Source organism: Rhodococcus sp. X156 (assembly GCF_004006015.1).
Lineage (GTDB): Bacteria > Actinomycetota > Actinomycetes > Mycobacteriales > Mycobacteriaceae > X156.
The window spans coordinates 1313970-1330000 of record NZ_CP034766.1 but is presented as its reverse complement, the minus strand read 5'-3'; the positions used below and the strand labels follow the sequence as shown (position 1 = coordinate 1330000).

Sequence of the window (16031 nt, the reverse complement as noted above, 5' to 3'; positions counted from 1 at the left end):
AGCTGGCCCAGACCGCCAGCGAGCCCCACGCCGAGTCCGCGCTGGACCCCACCGACCTGGCCACCTGCCTGCGGGTGCTGCAGCAGGTGCGCGCGCTGCCGGTGGACCACCCCGACTCCGTCGCCGTCCGCCGGGCCACCGCCGGGGTGTTCAAGGCGGTCAAGCACCAGCGCCGGGCGGACAAGCGTGCCGCCGTGGCCGCGGCCGACAAGGCCGTCATCGCCGCGACCGCCACCGGGTCCCCCGACCGCATCGACGACGAGACCGAGGGCATCCCCCTGGTGTCCAACGCCGCCGGGGCCACCGCGGGTGAGCTGCTGGTGGCCCGCGCCTGCTACATCTGCAAGGCGAAGTACACCTTGGTGGACGCCTTCTACCACCAGCTGTGCCCGGACTGCGCCGCCGAGAACCGCGCCCGCCGCGACGCCCGCGCCGACCTCACCGGCCGCCGGGCGCTGCTCACCGGGGGCCGGGCCAAGATCGGCATGTACATCGCGCTGCGGCTGCTGCGCGACGGCGCGCACACCACCATCACCACCCGCTTCCCCAACGACGCGATCCGCCGGTTCACCGCCATGGAGGACAGCGCCGACTGGCTTCACCGGCTGCGCATCGTGGGCATCGACCTGCGCGACCCCGCGCAGGTGGTGGCGCTGGCGGACTCGGTGGCCGCCGCGGGGCCGCTGGACATCCTCATCAACAACGCTGCGCAGACGGTGCGCCGCTCGCCGGGCTCGTACGCCCCGCTGGCCGCCGCGGAGTCCGCTCCCCTGCCGGCCGGGCCGCTGCCCGAGCTGATCACCTTCGACCACATCAGCGACGCGCACCCCGCGGCGCTGGCCGGTTCGCTCGCCACCAGCCCCACCCCGCACGCCCTGACCGCGCTGGCCCTGACCGCCGGCTCGGCCTCGCCGGCGCGGGTGGCCGACCGCAGCGCCATCGACGCCGGTGGCCTGGTGCCCGACGAGGCACCGGTGAACAGCTGGACCCAGCGGGTGCACGAGGTGGACGCGCTGGAGCTGCTGGAGGTGCAGCTGTGCAACACCACCGCGCCGTTCATCCTGGTGAGCCGGCTGCGCCCGGCGATGGCCGCGGCCAAGGCCCGCCGCAAGTACGTGGTGAACGTGTCGGCCATGGAGGGACAGTTCAGCCGCGCCTACAAGGGTCCGGGACACCCGCACACCAACATGGCCAAGGCCGCCCTGAACATGCTCACCCGCACCAGTGCCGGGGAGATGCTCGACGACGGCATCCTGATGACCGCGGTGGACACCGGCTGGATCACCGACGAGCGCCCGCACCCGACCAAGATGCGCCTGGCCGAGGAGGGCTTCCACGCCCCGCTGGACCTGGTGGACGGCGCGGCCCGGGTGTACGACCCGATCGTGCGTGGGGAGCAGGGCGAGGACCTCTACGGCTGCTTCCTCAAGGACTACCGCCCGTCAGCCTGGTAGGCCCGCCTAGAGTTGGTCGACCTGCAACCACCCCACCAGCTAGCTGGAACGGAGATTCATGCGCTCCCCCAAGGACTTCTTCCGCCCCCTCGCCGTCGGTGCCCCGGAGCCGCTCCGGGAGATCCCGGTGCGGCCGTCGCGGATGATCCACTTCTTCGACCCCAGCAACGAGAAGATGGCGGCCAAGGTCCCCCAGCTCGCCGCCAAGGTGGACATCCTGCTGGGCAACCTCGAGGACGCCATCAAGGCGGACAACAAGGAGGCCGCCCGCCACGGCCTGGTGAAGATCGCCAAGGCCAACGACTTCGGCGAGACCCAGCTGTGGACCCGGGTGAACAGCCTGGAGTCGCCGTGGTTCCTGGACGACGTGACCACGCTGGTCACCGAGATCGGCGACAAGCTCGACGTCATCATGGTGCCCAAGGTGGAGGGCGCCGAGGACATCCACTACGTGGACCGCCTGCTGGCCCAGCTCGAGGCCAAGGCCGGCATCCAGAAGCCGATCATGATCAACGCCCTGCTGGAGACCGCGCGCGGCGTGGTCAACGTGGAGGAGATCTGCTCGGCCAGCCCGCGCATGCAGGGCCTGTCCCTGGGCCCGGCCGACCTGGCCGCCAACCGCCGGATGAAGACCACCCGGGTGGGCGGTGGGCACCCCGGCTACCTGGTGCGCCAGGACCCGACCGACGGCAACATCGAGGGCGAGCGCCCCGTCTACCAGCAGGACCTGTGGCACTACACCCTGGCGCGCATGGTCGACGCCTGCGCGGCCAACGGCATCCTCCCGTTCTACGGCCCCTTCGGGGACATCAAGGACGTCGTGGCCTGCGAGGACCAGTTCCGCAACGCCTTCCTGCTCGGCTGCGTCGGCGCGTGGAGCCTGCACCCGGTGCAGATCGACATCGCCAAAAAGGTCTTCTCCCCCGACCCCGAGGACGTCCGGCACGCCCTGGAGGTCATCGAGGCCATGGGCGACGGCACCGGTGCGGTGATGCTCAACGGCAAGATGGAGGACGACGCGTCGGTCAAGCAGTGCCAGGTGATGGTGCAGCTGGCCCGCGAGCTCGCCGAGAAGGACGCCGACCTCGCCGAGGCCTACGGCTTCGCCGGCAAGGAGGCCTGAGCCATGGCTGAGCACCTGCGTCCCCGCCGGTCGGTCCTCTACATGCCCGGCGCCAACGAGCGCGCGCTGGAGAAGGCCAAGACCCTGCCCACCGACTCCCTCATCCTCGACCTCGAGGACGCCGTCGCCCCCGACGCCAAGGTCGACGCCCGCGCCCGCGTGTGCGCCGCCGCGCAGTCCGGGGAGTACGGCGACCGCGAGGTGACCATCCGGATCAACGGCATCGGCACCCAGTGGCACGAGGACGACCTGGCCGCGGTGGCCAAGGCCGGCCCGGCCGCCGTGGTGGTGCCCAAGATCAACTCCGTGGCCGACGTCGAGGCCATCGAGCGCGGCCTGGAGGCTGGTGGCGCCCCGGCGCACACGAAGATCTGGGCGATGCTGGAGACCCCGATCGCGATGCTGCACGCCGAGCAGATCTGCGCGGCCTCGGAGCGGCTGACCGTGCTGGTGATGGGCACCAACGACCTGGCCAAGGAGCTGCACGCCGAGCACGTGCCCGGGCGCCTGCCGCTGATGGGCGGGCTGCAGCTGGCGCTGCTGGCCGCCCGCGCTGCAGACAAGGAGATCCTGGACGGCGTCTACAACGACGTGAGCAACCTGGACGGGTTCACCGCGGAGTGCCTGCAGGCCCGGCAGATGGGCTTCGACGGCAAGACGCTGATCCACCCGAAGCAGATCGAGCCGTGCAACACCGCCTTCGCCCCCACCGAGGAGGAGATCGCCTCCGCGCAGGAGATCATCGCCGCGTTCGAGGAGGCCCAGCGCGAGGGCCGCGGCGTGGTCACCGTGAACGGACGGATGATCGAGAACCTGCACGTGGACAACGCCAAGCGGATCCTGGCCGTCGCCGATGCGATCGGCGCGCTCCAGGGCTGACCAGGCACCGCACCCGCTGGAGAGGCGGCGTCAGGGACGAGCTTCCTGGCGCCGCTTCTTGGGTGGTGGGGCCGCCTTGTACAGCGACACCGTGGGGTCGCCGGCGATCCAGTACCGCCACGGGAAGCGCTCGGCGTCGCCGCCCTCCCCGCCGACGCCCACGCGCGGGCCCTGCACGATCGACGCCGCCGGCACCGGCTCGGCCGCAGCGGTGACGCAGAGGTCGCCGCCGGGGTCGACCACCGAGGCGTGGTTGTCGGCCAGGGTGAGGCCCAGCGCCACGGTGAGCCGGGCCGGTCCGCGCGCCAGGTCGATCTCGGTGCGGCACACCCCCTTGCCCACGTTGCGCCGGGCCATCGCCACCTCGGCACCGGCGATCACCTCACCGGCCCGCAGCAGCACCCCGTGCGCGGTGCCCGCCGGGCTGCAGACCAGGTTCGCGCAGTGGTGCAGCCCCATGTGCGCGTAGACGTAGAGGTGCCCCGGCGGGCCGAACATGGCGCTGTTGCGCCGGCTCTCCCCGCGGTAGGCGTGCGAGCCAGGGTCGACCTCGCCCATGTAGGCCTCGACCTCGGTGATGCGCAGCGCCACCTCGCCGTGGTGCAGCACGCAGCCGAGCAGCTGCGGTGCCACCTCCACGGCGGGGCGGGCGAAGAACTGCGCGTCCAGCCGCGCGCTCATCGGAGAGCTGGGTTCATCGAAGAGCGGGGTTCATCGAAGAGCGGTGGCCCACTTGCGGTGCTGCTGCGAGTCGGCCTGCACCCCGCTGAGCTGCTCGGCCACCCGCACCCCGGCGGTGCCGCCGTGGGCGTCGCGGGAGGCGATGGAGCCAGTGACCGTGAGCACCTCGCGCACGGCCGGTGTCAGGTGCGGGTCGATCTCCGCCAGCTCGGCGTCGGTCAGGTCCTCCAGGCCCACGCCACGGCCCTCGGCGACGCGGACGCAGGCCCCCGCCGCCTCGTGGGCGACCCGGAAGGCCACGCCCTGGCGCACCAGCCACTCGGCCACGTCGGTGGCCAGGGTGAACCCGGCCGGGGCCAGCTCGGCCATCCGGTCGGTGTGGAACTGCAGGGTGGACACCAGCCCGGTGATGGCCGGCAGCAGCAGCTGCAGCTGGGTGACGGAGTCGAACAGCGGCTCCTTGTCCTCCTGCAGGTCCCGGTTGTAGGCCAGCGGCTGGGCCTTGAGCGTGGCCAGCAGCCCGGTGAGGTTGCCGATCAGCCGGCCCGACTTGCCGCGGGTGAGCTCGGCGACGTCGGGGTTCTTCTTCTGCGGCATGATCGAGGACCCGGTGGACCAGGCGTCGGCCAGCGTGACGTAGCTGAACTCCGCGGTGCTCCAGAGGATGACTTCCTCGGCCAGCCGGGACAGGTCCACCCCGATCATCGCCAGCACGAACGCCGCCTCGGCCGCGAAGTCCCGCGAGGAGGTGGCGTCGATGGAGTTCTCCGCCGCGGCGGTGAAGCCCAGCTCGGCGGCCACCGCGTCCGGGTCCAGGCCCAGCGAGGAACCGGCCAGCGCACCCGAGCCGTAGGGCGACACCGCCGTGCGTCGGTCGAAGTCGCGCAGCCGGGACACGTCGCGCAGCAGCGGGTGGGTGTGCGCCAGCAGGTGGTGGGCCAGCAGCACCGGCTGTGCGTGCTGCAGGTGCGTGCGTCCGGGCATCACGGCGTCGGGGTGCCGCGCTGCCTGGGTGGCCAGCGCGTCCACCACGTCGAGCACGCCCTCGGCCACCACCCGCACCGCGTCGCGCAGCCACATGCGGAACAGGGTGGCGACCTGGTCGTTGCGCGAGCGACCGGCCCGCAGCCGTCCACCCACCTCCGGCCCCACCCGCTCGATGAGCCCGCGCTCCAGGGCGCTGTGCACGTCCTCGTCGTCGTGGGCGGCGGTGAACGCCCCGCTCTCGACGTCGGCCGCCAGCCGGGTGAGCCCGTCCAGCATGGTCGCCAGGTCAGCGTCGGAGAGCAGGCCCGCCTTGTGCAGCACCCGTGCGTGGGCCTGGGAGGCCCGCACGTCGTAGGGCGCCAGCACCCAGTCGAAGTGGGTGGACTTGCTCAGCGCGGCCATGGCCTCCGCGGGACCGGACGCGAAGCGCCCGCCCCACAGACCGGAGTGCGTGCCCTCGCTCACAAGCCCAGGTCCCGCTTGCCGGCGATCTTGGAGGACAGCCCGTGCAGCTGCACGAAGCCCTTGGCCGAGGACTGGTCGAAGGTGTCGCCCTCGTCGTAGGTGGCCAGGTTGAAGTCGTAGAGCGACTCGGCGCTGCGCCGACCGTTGACGGCGATGGCGCCGCCGTGCAGCACCAGGCGAATGTCGCCGGTGACGTGCTCCTGGGTCTTGGTCACGAAGGTGTCCAGCGCCTCCTTGAGCGGGGAGAACCACAGGCCGTCGTAGACCAGCTCGCTCCAGCGCTGCTCCATCTGGCGCTTGTAGCGGCCCAGCTCGCGCTCCAGGGTGACGTGCTCGAGCTCCTGGTGGGCGGTGATGAGCACCATCGCACCGGGGGCCTCGTAGATCTCGCGGCTCTTGATGCCGACGAGGCGGTCCTCCACCACGTCCAGCCGGCCCACGCCCTGCGCACCGGCGCGGCGGTTGAGCTCCTCGATGGCCTGCAGCACGGTGACCGGGCGGCCGTCGATGGCGACCGGGCGACCCTTCTCGAAGCTGATGATCAGCTCGTCGGGCGCCTGCCAGTTGACGGTGGGGTCCTCGGTGTAGGAGTAGACGTCCTTGGTGGGCGCGTTCCACAGGTCCTCGAGGAACCCGGTCTCCACCGCGCGACCCCACACGTTCTGGTCGATGGAGAACGGCGAGCGCTTGGAGACCTGGATCGGGATGCCGTTGTCCTCGGCGAAGGCGATGGCCTTCTCCCGGGTCCAGGCGTAGTCGCGGACGGGCGCGAGCACCTTCAGGTCGGGCGCGAGGGTGTTGAAGCCGACCTCGAAGCGGACCTGGTCGTTGCCCTTGCCGGTGCAGCCGTGGGCGACGATGGTGCCGCCGTGGGCGCGGGCCGCGGTGACCAGGTGCTTGACGATCAGCGGCCGGCTGATGGCCGAGACCAGCGGGTAGCGGTCCATGTAGAGGGCGTTGGCCTCGATGGTGGGCAGGCAGTACTCGTCGGCGAACTCGTTGCGGGCGTCGATGACCACGGACTCCACCGCGCCGCAGTCCAGGGCGCGCTGGCGGATGTCGGCCATGTCCTCCCCGCCCTGGCCCAGGTCGATGGCGACGGCGACGACGTCAGCGCCGGTCTCCTTGCCGATCCAGCTGATGGCGACAGAGGTGTCCAGCCCGCCCGAGTAGGCGAGTACGACGCGATCAGCCATGAGTTGTGGTCTCCTTCAGATCTGTTGCTTGTGCGATATCGGTGGTGGTTGGTGCAAGTACCCGGTCGGCCCGGGCAAGGGTGAGCAGCCTGTCGGCCAGCGCGGCACCGCTGAGCGGCTCCCGGGCCAGCACCATGATGGTGTCATCCCCGGCGATGGTTCCGACAACCTCGTGCAGGGCGGCCCGGTCCAGCGCGCTGGCCAGGAACTGCGCGGCCCCAGGGGGAGTGCGCAGCACCGCCAGGTTGGCACTGTGGTCGGCGGAGACGAGCAGCTCGGCGAGCATGCGGCCGAGGCGGTCGGTGCCGCCCTGCACGCTCCGCACGGGGCTGCCCTCCTCGGGGATGACGTAGACCCCCACGCCGCCGTCCGCCCCGCGCAGCTTCACCGCGCCGAGCTCGTCGAGGTCGCGGGACAGGGTGGCCTGGGTGGCCTCGACGCCTTCAGCGAGCAGGAGGGCGGCCAGCTCCCGGTGGCTGCGCACCTCCGCGGTGCGCAGCAGCTCGGTGATGCGGGCCTGCCGCGCCACCCGGCTGAGCCCTGCGGTCCTGCCCGCTCCGGTCACTGGTGCTCCAGCAACCAGGTCAGCAGCGCCTTCTGTGCGTGCAGCCGGTTCTCCGCCTCGTCCCACACGCCGCTGTGCACCCCGTCGAGGACCTCGTCGGTGATCTCGTCCCCGCGGTGGGCGGGCAGGCAGTGCAGCACCACCGGGTTGGCCGCGGCCAGCCCGAGCATGCGGGCGTTGACCTGGAAGGGACGGAAGGGCCGCACCCGGTCCAGCCCGTCGTCCTCCTGGCCCATGGAGGTCCAGGTGTCGGTGACCAGCACGTCGGCACCGTCGGCACCGGCGTCGGCGCTGGTGGTGGTGTGCACGCTGCCGCCGGTCTCGGCGGCTCGCTTGGCGGCGGCCTCCAGGATGCCCGGCTCCGGGGTGAAGCCCTCCGGGGCGGCCACGGTGACGTGCATCCCGGCGGTGGCCCCGCCCAGCAGCAGCGAGTGCGCCATGTTGTTGGCGCCGTCGCCGAAGTAGGTCATCCGCAGCCCGGCCAGCTCGCCCCGGCGCTGCTTGATGGTCTGCAGGTCGGCGAGCACCTGGCAGGGGTGGAACTCGTCGGAGAGCGCGTTGACCACCGGCACGGTGGCCCCGGCGACCATCTGCTCCAGGCGGCGCTGGGCGAAGGTGCGCCAGACGATGGCGCTGACGTAGCGGGACAGCACCCGTCCGGTGTCGTCGATGGTCTCCTCGCGGCCCAGCTGCATGGTGCGCCCGTCCACCACGACGGCGTGCCCGCCCAGCTGGGCGATGCCCACCTCGAAGGAGAAGCGGGTGCGGGTGGAGTTCTTCTCGAAGATCACCCCGACGCCCTGCGGCCCCTCCAGGGGACGCTTGGAGTACGGCGCGGCCCTCAGCTGCGCGGCGAGCTCCAGCACCTCGGCCTGCTCGGCCGGGGAGAGGTCGTCGTCACGCAGGAAGTGGCGGGTCATGAGGTGGGCTCCTGTGCGGTGTCGAGGATGGCGGGAAGAGCGGTGAGGAAGCTGGTGGCCTGCTCGTCGGTGAGCACCAGCGGCGGCGCGAGCCGGACGACCTCGGGCCGTGCGGCGTTGACCAGGAACCCGGCGCGCCGGGCGGCCAGCTCCACCTGGGGGGCGAGGTCGGCGCGCAGCACCACGCCGAGCAGCATCCCAGCGCCCCGGACGTGGTCCACCAGCGGGTGGGCGAGCTCCTCGATGCCGGTGGCGAGGGTCTTGCCCAGTGCGGCGGCCCGCTCCACCAGGCGCTCGGAGTCCATCGTGGACAGCACCGCCAGCGCGGCAGCGCAGGACACCGGGTTCCCACCGAAGGTGGTGCCGTGCTGGCCGGGCTCGAGCAGCGTGGCCGCCCGGCCGATGCCGATGCAGGCACCGATGGGCAGCCCACCACCGAGCCCCTTGGCCAGGGTGATCACGTCGGGGGTGATGCCGGCGGACTGGTGGGCGAAGAAGTGGCCGGTGCGGCCCACGCCGGTCTGCACCTCGTCCAGCATGAGCAGCGCGCCGTGGCGGCTGGTGATCTCCCGCGCCGCGGCCAGGTAGCCCTCCGGCGGGACCACCACGCCGAACTCGCCCATCATCGGCTCGAGCATCACCGCGGCGGTGTCACCGTCCACGGCGCGCTCCAGCGCCACGACGTCGCCGTAGGGCACGTGCCGCACCCCCGGCGGCATCGGCTCGAAGGGCGCCCGCTTGGCCTCCTGGCCGGTCAGGGCCAGCGAGCCCATGGTGCGGCCGTGGAAGGAGTTCTCCGCGGCGATGATGGTGGGCCGACCGGTGCGCCGGGCGATCTTGAAGGCGGCCTCGTTGGCCTCCGCCCCGGAGTTGCCGAACACCACCCGGGCGTCCTCGCGACCCACCTTGGCCACCAGCCGCTCGGCCAGCTCCAGGGCGCGCTCGTTGAGGTACAGGTTGGAGACGTGGCCCAGGGTGGACACCTGGTTGGTGACGGCCTCGACGATCGCGGGGTGGGCGTGGCCCAGCAGGTTGACCGCGATGCCGCCCAGCAGGTCGAGGTAGTCCTTGCCGTCGGCGTCGGTGACCACCGCCCCGGAGCCGCGGACCAGCGCCACCGGCGGGGTGCCGTAGTTGTTCATCAGGGCGTGGTTCCAGCGCTGCTGCAGGGGCGCGGTCATGACAGGGCTCCCGGCCTCGTGGGGTTCTGCACGGTGGGGGTGCGCAGAGTGGGGGTCTGGCCAGTGGGGGTCTGGGCAGGGGGCGGGACCACCATCGTCCCGATGCCCTGCGAGGTGAACACCTCGAGCAGGACGGAGTGGGCGGTGCGGCCGTCGATGACGTGGGCGGTGGGCACTCCCCCGCGCACGGCCCGCAGGCAGGCTTCCATCTTGGGCACCATGCCCGCGCTGAGGCTGGGCACCAGGGTGGCCAGCTCGTCGGCGTCGATCACCGAGCGCAGCGAGGTGCGGTCGGGCCAGTCGGTGTAGAGCCCCTCGACGTCGGTGAGCACCACCAGCTTCTCCGCGCCCAGGGCCTCCGCCAGCGCGGCGGCGGCGGTGTCGGCGTTGACGTTGTGCACCACGCCGTCGAGGTCGGGGGCGATGGAGGAGACCACCGGGATGCGACCGGCCCCGACGAGGTCGAGCACCGCGGCGGGGTTGACGCCCACGACGTCGCCGACCAGCCCGATGTCCACCGGCTCACCGTCCACGGTGGCGGTGCGCCGGGCGGCGGTGAACAGGTGCGCGTCCTCGCCGGACAGCCCCACCGCGAGCGGGCCATGGGCGTTGATCAGCCCGACGAGCTCCCGGCCGACCTGGCCGAAGAGCACCATCCGCACCACGTCCATCACCTCGGGGGTGGTGACCCGCAGGCCGCCCTTGAACTCCCCCTCCATGCCCAGCCGGGCCAGCATCGCGCTGATCTGCGGACCGCCGCCGTGCACCACCACGGGGTGAATTCCCGCGGTGCGCAGGAACACCATGTCCTGGGCGAAGGCGTGCTTGAGCCGGTCGTCGATCATGGCGTTGCCGCCGTACTTGACCACCACGATCTTGCCGTGGAAGCGCTGCAGCCAGGGCAGGGCCTCGATCAGCACGCTGGCCTTGTGCTGCGCCTGGTCCAGCGGGTCGGCCGCCAGCTGCGCCGTGTCCAGTGGTGCGGTGGTGCTCACAGGTCCCCCTCGGTGACCTGCGCCTGCAGGTCGTCGTAGATCGCGCCCACCACGGCGCTGAGCGCCTGCGGCGACGCCGTCACCTCGCTGGCACCGGACGCCTGCAGCACCACGGTGGTGCAGGCGGGCAGCGGCAGCCGGTCGGCGGTGGCCGCGGCGAGGGCGTCGCGCAGGGTGGTGGGGTCGGCGACGGCGTCGCAGGTGAGCAGGCAGGTGGTGCCCGCCGCAGCGGTACCGGCTCCCCCGACCATGCCGCCGACGATCCAGCCGGCCTCGTGCGCCAGCGCAGCCTGCGCCACCCGGGCCGGGCCGGCGATGGCCCACGCAGCGTCGGTGCCGCCGACCAGCCCGCCGGCCAGCTCGCGCACGGCCTCCTCGGCCCCGGCCACCAGCACCTGCCCCGCGGCGCGGTGGCCGGAGCCGCCGGTGGCGCACACGGCGACCTCCACGGCGCCGGTGCTGCTGCCCCAGCTGCTCAGGGTGCTCGCCACCGTCTCGGCCAGCTGGTGGGTGTCGCCGAAGTCGGCACTGGCGGCCTCGCTGGCGCCGCTCAGGTCAGCGGTGGCGCCGGGGCTGCAGACACCGGTGTGCACCAGCACGGCACGCAGCCGACCGGTGGTGACTACCTGCTGGGTCCACAGCTGGGGCGCGGTGCGCTGCTCGCCGGAGCTGAGCAGCCCGGCCGCGGCGAGGTCGGGACCCTCGTTGACCAGCAGGGCCAGCGCCACGTCGGTGTCGGCGGCTGCCTCCATCGCCGAGGCCCGGAAGCCGGCGGGGGCGGTGACCCCACGGTTGCGCACCACGCTCAGCGGTGTGGGGCCGGTGGGGTCTGGGTTGGGACTCACGGGGCCACTCCCGTCCGCGGCAGGCCTGCCGTCTCCGGCAGGCCCAGCGAGAGGTTCATGCACTGCACGGCAGCGCCGGCGGTGCCCTTGGTCAGGTTGTCCACCGCGGCGACCACCACGAGCAGCCCCGCGGCCTCGTCCACGGTGACGCCCAGCTGCACCACGTTGGAGCCGAGCACCGCACCGGTGCTGGGAAACTTCCCGTCCCCCAGCACGTGCACGAAGGGCTCGTCGGCGTAGGCCTGCTCGTAGACCGCGCGGGCCTGCGCGGCGCTGGCGGTGGTGGGGGCGGTGCAGGTGGCCAGGATGCCGCGCGGCATCGGGGCGAGCACCGGGGTGAAGGAGACGGTGACCGGCTGCCCGGCGACCGCGGAGAGGTTCTGCCGGATCTCCGGGTTGTGCCGGTGCGCGCCGCCCACGCCGTAGGCGCTGACCGAGCCCATCACCTCCGCGCCCAGCAGGTGCGGCTTGAGGGACTTGCCCGCCCCGGAGGTACCGGTGACGGCGACGATGTTCACCCGGGGCTCGGCGATGCCCGCCGCCATGGCCGGCGCGAGCGCCAGGCTGCACGCCGTGGGGTAGCAGCCAGGCACGGCGACGCGCCTGCTGCCGCGCAGCTTGTCCCGGGCGCCGGGCAGCTCGGGCATGCCGTAGGGCCAGCTGCCGGCGTGCTCGGTGCCGTAGTACTGCTTCCACGCGTCGGCGTCGGTGAGCCGGAAGTCGGCGCCGCAGTCGATGATCACCACGTCGTCGTCCAGCTGGTTGGCCAGCTCCGCGGAGTAGCCGTGCGGCAGGGCCAGGAACACCACGTCGTGCCCGCGGAGCACCTCCGGGGTGGACGGGGCCAGCACCCGGTCGGCCAGCGGCAGCAGCTGCGGCTGGTGCTCGAACAGGGTGCTGCCCGCGTTGGAGCCGGCCGTCAGCGCGCCGATCTCCAGCTCGCCGGAGAGCACCGCCGGGTGCCCGAGCAGCAGGCGCAGGAGCTCACCCCCCGCGTACCCGCTGGCCCCGGCCACCGCCACCTTTGTCGTCATACGACGATTATGCACCGCGATGGAAAACTATCCACCGGCGGGGGTCAGCCGCGCAGCAGTGCTCCGGTGGCCGCGGTGGCGGCGTCCACGGCCGCGTCCCTGGCCAGGCTGGCCTCGTCCTCGGTGAGGGTGCGGTCGGTGGCGCGGAAGCGCAGCGCGAAGGCCAGCGAGCGCTTGCCCTCCCCCACCTGCTTGCCGGTGTAGACGTCGAACAGGCGGACGTCCTCCAGCAGCTCACCGCCGCCGGCGCGCAGCGCCAGCTCCACCTCGCCCGCGGGCACGGCGGCGTCCACCACCAGCGCCACGTCCTGCAGCACCGGCGGGAACGGGGACACCACCGGCGCCACCAGCACCTCGCGCACCGGCACGGCGTCCAGGTTCAGCTCCATGGCGCAGGTGCGCGGCGGCAGGCCGGCCCGCTCGCACACCGCGGGGTGCAGCTCGCCGGCGTGGCCGACCACCTCTCCGTCCACCACCAGCGCGGCGCAGCGACCGGGGTGCCACGGCGCCTGCTGCGCCTGGCGCACGGTGAGCTCCACGCCGCTGGCGCGGGCCACGGACTGGGCGGCGGCGATGGCGTCGGCGGTCTCAGCCGCCCGGCCCGGGCCCCACCAGCCGGCGCGCTCGCGCTGGCCGCACAGCACCACCCCGACGTGCACGGGCTGGCGCGGCAGCGCCACCAGCAGGGCGTCGATCTCCTCCTGGCTGGGCCGGCGGTCCACCGGCAGCGCCGCCAGGGAGGTGGGCTCGGTAGTTCCCTCCGCGGGCTGGACCACCTGGGCCACGCCGAACAGCGACACGTCCCGCTGTCCACGGGAGACGTTGCGCTGCATGGCCTCCAGCAGCGCCGGCAGCACCGTGGTGGCCAGCTGGCCGCGGTCGGCCTCCAGCGGGTTGAGCACCGCGGCGGTGTTGCGCAGCGGGTCCTCGGCCGCCAGGCCCCAGGCGTCGAACACCCCGGCGGGCAGGAACGGCGTGGGCAGCACCTCCACGTAGCCCGCCGACGCCAGCGCCTTGGACACCGCGCGACGCCGGCGCTGGGACGGGGTGAGGCCGCGCCCGGCGGGGGCGGCGGGCAGCACCGACGGGATGGTGTCCAGCCCCTCCAGGCGCAGCACCTCCTCCACCAGGTCGGCCGGCTGGGTGATGTCCGGGCGCCAGGTCGGCGGGGTGACGGTCAGCGTGCCGGTGCCCGCCACGGTGCAGCCGACCTGGCGCAGCCGCCGAGCGGTGGTGCCCTCGGGGTAGCTGGTGCCGGCGACCTGGTCGGGCCGGTCGGCGGCCATGGTGACCGATGCCGGGGTGGACACGCCGCCCTCGTCGGTGCGGCCGTCCTGCACGGTGCCGCCGGCGATCTCGGCCAGCAGCTGTGCGGCCCGCTCCAGGGCCACCGCGGCCACGGCCGGGTCCACGGCCCGCTCGAAGCGCTTGCTGGCCTCGCTGGGCAGCTTGTGGCGCCGCGCCGTGCGGGCGATGCTCAGCGGGTCCCAGGTGGCGGCCTCCAGCAGCACGTCGGTGGTCTGCGGCCCCACCTCGGTGCTCGCTCCGCCCATCACGCCGGCCAGCGACACCGGGCCGGAGTCGTCGCAGATCACCACGTCGTCGGGGTCGAGCGTGCGCACGACGCCGTCCAGGGTGGACAGCTTCTCGCCGCGGCGGGCCTTGCGCACCACCAGGGGGCCCTGCACGGTGGCGGCGTCGAAGGCGTGCAGCGGCTGGCCGAGCTCCAGCATCACGTAGTTGGTGACGTCCACGGCGGCGGAGATCGGGCGCATGCCCGCCAGGATCAGCCGGCGCTGCAGCCACCACGGGGTGGTCGCGGCGGGGTCGATCCCGGTGACCCGGCGCACCACGAAGCGGGCGCACAGCGCCTCCGGCTCCAGCGTCGCCGGCCAGGCGTCGCCGGCGCTCGCGGGGACCTCGGCCAGGCCACGGTCGGTGAACTCCACGTCGTAGGCGCTGGCCAGCTCGCGGCCCAGTCCGCGCACGGAGAAGCAGTAGCCCCGGTCCGGGGTGATGTTGAGCTCGATGACGGTGTCGTCCAGGCCGAGCGCGGCCACGGCGTCCTCGCCAGGGGTGCCGGTGCCCGCGGGCAACACCAGGATGCCGGAGTGCTCACCGCCCACCCCGAGCTCGCGGGCGGAGCAGATCATGCCGTCGGAGACGTGGCCGTAGGTCTTGCGCGAGGCGATGGCGAAGCCGCCGGGCAGCTCGCTGCCGGGCAGGGCGACCACCACCAGGTCACCGACGGCGAAGTTGGTGGCCCCGCAGACGATGTTCTGCGGCTCGTCGTTGCCCACGTCCACCTGGCAGTAGCGGATGGGCTTCTTGAAGTCGGTGAGCTCGGTGATCTCCGCGACGCGCCCCAGGACCACCGGACCGCTGAGGTCGGCGGGCGGGAACAGCTCCTCCAGCTCCAGGCCCACCCGGACGAAGGCGTCGGAGACCGCGACCGCGTCGTCGGGCAGCGCGCCGGTGGGCAGGCCGGCGTCGGTGGTCAGCCAGGACAGGGGTACGCGCACGTTCAGTCAGCTCTCTCTCGGCTGGATCTTGTCAGGCACGGTGCTGGTTACAGGCACAGCGGGGGTGGCCGTCAGGCCTGGACGCCGAAGGGCAGGGTGAAGCGCACGTCGCCCTCGACCATGTCCCGCATGTCGGGGATGCCGTTGCGGAACATCAGGGTCCGCTCGATGCCCATGCCGAAGGCGAAGCCGGAGTAGCGGTCGGCGTCGATGCCGGCGGCGCGGAGCACGTTGGGGTGCACCATGCCGCAGCCGCCCCACTCCACCCAGCCCGCGCCGCCCTTCTTCTCCGGGAACCACACGTCCGGCTCGGCCGAGGGCTCGGTGAAGGGGAAGTAGCTGGGGCGCAGCCGGATGCGCGACTCCGGGCCGAACATGGCCTTGGCGAAGGCGTCCAGGGTGCCCTTGAGGTGGGCCATGGTGAGGCCCTCGGCGATGGCCAGGCCCTCCACCTGGTGGAACACCGGGGTGTGCGTGGCGTCCAGCTCGTCGGTGCGGAAAGTGCGGCCCGGGCACACCACGAACAGCGGGAGGTCGCGCTCGAGCATGGAGCGCACCTGCACCGGTGAGGTGTGCGTGCGGAGCACCTGCTTGGAGCCCTCGGGGGCCACGTAGAAGGTGTCCTGCATGGTGCGGGCGGGGTGGTCGGGCAGGAAGTTCAGCGCGTCGAAGTTGAAGTGCTCCACCTCCAGCTCCGGGCCCTCGGCCACCTCCCAGCCCATGGCCACGAAGATGTCCGCGATGCGCTCGGAGATGGCGGTGATGGGGTGGCGTGCCCCCAGCGGCTGACGCTCGGCGGGCAGCGTGACGTCCAGCGCCTCGGCCACCAGCACGGCGGCGTCGCGCTCGGCGAGCAGCTCGGCGTGCCGGTCGTCGTAGGCCTGCTGGGCGGCGGCACGCACGCGGTTGACCCGCTTGCCGGCATCGGCCCGGGCCGCGGGCGGCAGGGCGCCGAGCTCGCGGCGGGCCAGCATCACCGGGGCCCGGTCGCCCAGGTGGGCGGTGCGGGCGGCGGCCAGCGCGTCCAGGTCCGCCGCGGTGGCGAAGGCCTGCTCGGCCTCCTCCTGCGCCCGGTCGAGCGCGTCCGCGGACAACGCGGCGACCTGCTTGGGGTCGTAGGGGTCGTTGGTGGCGGACACGGAGCGGTGCACCTCGTTGTCTGTGTGGGGTTCCGGCCGCTGGTT

14 protein-coding genes (1 of these 14 only partly in view) are annotated in these 16031 nt (G+C 73.1%); 3 read left to right on the top strand and 11 right to left on the bottom strand.

The genetic code is table 11. From position 1 onward, the window contains the following. The 3 genes in view from ELX43_RS06320 to ELX43_RS06310 are tightly spaced (at most 58 nt apart) and all read left to right on the top strand, a layout consistent with a single transcriptional unit that may run on beyond the window. A protein-coding gene (locus tag ELX43_RS06320; RefSeq protein WP_127782624.1) for an SDR family NAD(P)-dependent oxidoreductase crosses the window boundary here: on the top strand, positions 1 to 1454 show its 3' portion. The gene continues 64 nt to the left of window position 1, outside the view; only the last 1454 of its 1518 coding nucleotides appear in the window; the start codon falls outside the window, past its left edge; the stop codon is at positions 1452 to 1454. Positions 1455 to 1512: 58 nt separating this feature from the next. After that, on the top strand, positions 1513 to 2577 hold the full coding sequence (locus ELX43_RS06315; protein ID WP_127782623.1) for a CoA ester lyase: 1065 nt from the start codon (positions 1513 to 1515) through the stop codon (positions 2575 to 2577). A 3-nt stretch (positions 2578 to 2580) separates the two neighbouring features. Beyond that, on the top strand, positions 2581 to 3456 hold the full coding sequence (locus ELX43_RS06310; protein ID WP_127782622.1) for a CoA ester lyase: 876 nt from the start codon (positions 2581 to 2583) through the stop codon (positions 3454 to 3456). A gap of 30 nt (positions 3457 to 3486) precedes the next feature. Here the strand turns inward: ELX43_RS06310 and ELX43_RS06305 are convergent, their stop codons facing one another. The 11 genes from ELX43_RS06305 to pheS form a co-directional block, all read right to left on the bottom strand. Continuing rightward, positions 3487 to 4137 carry a DNA-3-methyladenine glycosylase gene (locus ELX43_RS06305; RefSeq protein WP_127782621.1) on the bottom strand — a complete coding sequence of 217 codons (651 nt, stop codon included), beginning with the start codon at positions 4135 to 4137 and terminating at the stop codon, positions 3487 to 3489. Positions 4138 to 4167: 30 nt separating this feature from the next. Continuing rightward, on the bottom strand, positions 4168 to 5589 hold the full coding sequence (gene argH, locus ELX43_RS06300; RefSeq protein WP_127782620.1) for an argininosuccinate lyase: 1422 nt from the start codon (positions 5587 to 5589) through the stop codon (positions 4168 to 4170). Continuing rightward, on the bottom strand, positions 5586 to 6785 hold the full coding sequence (locus ELX43_RS06295; RefSeq protein WP_127782619.1) for an argininosuccinate synthase: 1200 nt from the start codon (positions 6783 to 6785) through the stop codon (positions 5586 to 5588). The genes argH and ELX43_RS06295 overlap by 4 nt, the downstream gene beginning before the upstream one ends. Continuing rightward, on the bottom strand, positions 6778 to 7350 hold the full coding sequence (locus ELX43_RS06290; RefSeq protein ID WP_127782618.1) for an arginine repressor: 573 nt from the start codon (positions 7348 to 7350) through the stop codon (positions 6778 to 6780). Before ELX43_RS06290 ends, ELX43_RS06295 begins: the two co-directional genes overlap by 8 nt. Then, positions 7347 to 8270: an ornithine carbamoyltransferase gene (argF, locus tag ELX43_RS06285; protein WP_127782617.1), complete on the bottom strand. Its 924-nt coding sequence runs from the start codon at positions 8268 to 8270 to the stop codon at positions 7347 to 7349. Before argF ends, ELX43_RS06290 begins: the two co-directional genes overlap by 4 nt. Beyond that, entirely contained in the window at positions 8267 to 9451 is a 1185-nt protein-coding gene (locus ELX43_RS06280; RefSeq protein WP_127782616.1) for an acetylornithine transaminase, read from the bottom strand. Before ELX43_RS06280 ends, argF begins: the two co-directional genes overlap by 4 nt. Beyond that, a complete protein-coding gene (gene argB / locus ELX43_RS06275) occupies positions 9448 to 10413 on the bottom strand; it encodes an acetylglutamate kinase (RefSeq protein ID WP_127784725.1) in 966 nt (321 codons plus the stop codon). The genes ELX43_RS06280 and argB overlap by 4 nt, the downstream gene beginning before the upstream one ends. Positions 10414 to 10442: 29 nt before the next feature. Next, entirely contained in the window at positions 10443 to 11291 is an 849-nt protein-coding gene (locus ELX43_RS06270; RefSeq protein ID WP_127782615.1) for a hypothetical protein, read from the bottom strand. Continuing rightward, on the bottom strand, positions 11288 to 12325 hold the full coding sequence (gene argC, locus ELX43_RS06265; RefSeq protein ID WP_127782614.1) for an N-acetyl-gamma-glutamyl-phosphate reductase: 1038 nt from the start codon (positions 12323 to 12325) through the stop codon (positions 11288 to 11290). The genes ELX43_RS06270 and argC overlap by 4 nt, the downstream gene beginning before the upstream one ends. A 44-nt stretch (positions 12326 to 12369) precedes the next feature. Then, positions 12370 to 14808 (bottom strand): phenylalanine--tRNA ligase subunit beta, encoded by a 2439-nt coding sequence (gene pheT, locus ELX43_RS06260; RefSeq protein ID WP_241249874.1) that lies wholly within the window; start codon positions 14806 to 14808, stop codon positions 12370 to 12372. Positions 14809 to 14918: 110 nt separating this feature from the next. Continuing rightward, positions 14919 to 15986, bottom strand: coding sequence for a phenylalanine--tRNA ligase subunit alpha (gene pheS / locus ELX43_RS06255; RefSeq protein ID WP_127782612.1), 1068 nt, complete (start codon positions 15984 to 15986; stop codon positions 14919 to 14921). Positions 15987 to 16031 lie beyond the last annotated feature (45 nt).

What these genes read in the sequence shown, in the direction of transcription:
- ELX43_RS06315 (WP_127782623.1), top strand. Translation starts at nt 1,513, where the DNA reads ATGCGCTCCCCCAAGGACTTCTTCCGCCCCCTCGCCGTCGGTGCCCCG.
- ELX43_RS06280 (WP_127782616.1), bottom strand. Translation starts at nt 9,451, where the DNA reads ATGACCGCGCCCCTGCAGCAGCGCTGGAACCACGCCCTGATGAACAAC.
- argF (WP_127782617.1), bottom strand. Translation starts at nt 8,270, where the DNA reads ATGACCCGCCACTTCCTGCGTGACGACGACCTCTCCCCGGCCGAGCAG.
- ELX43_RS06305 (WP_127782621.1), bottom strand. Translation starts at nt 4,137, where the DNA reads ATGAGCGCGCGGCTGGACGCGCAGTTCTTCGCCCGCCCCGCCGTGGAG.
- argC (WP_127782614.1), bottom strand. Translation starts at nt 12,325, where the DNA reads ATGACGACAAAGGTGGCGGTGGCCGGGGCCAGCGGGTACGCGGGGGGT.
- ELX43_RS06310 (WP_127782622.1), top strand. Translation starts at nt 2,581, where the DNA reads ATGGCTGAGCACCTGCGTCCCCGCCGGTCGGTCCTCTACATGCCCGGC.
- ELX43_RS06295 (WP_127782619.1), bottom strand. Translation starts at nt 6,785, where the DNA reads ATGGCTGATCGCGTCGTACTCGCCTACTCGGGCGGGCTGGACACCTCT.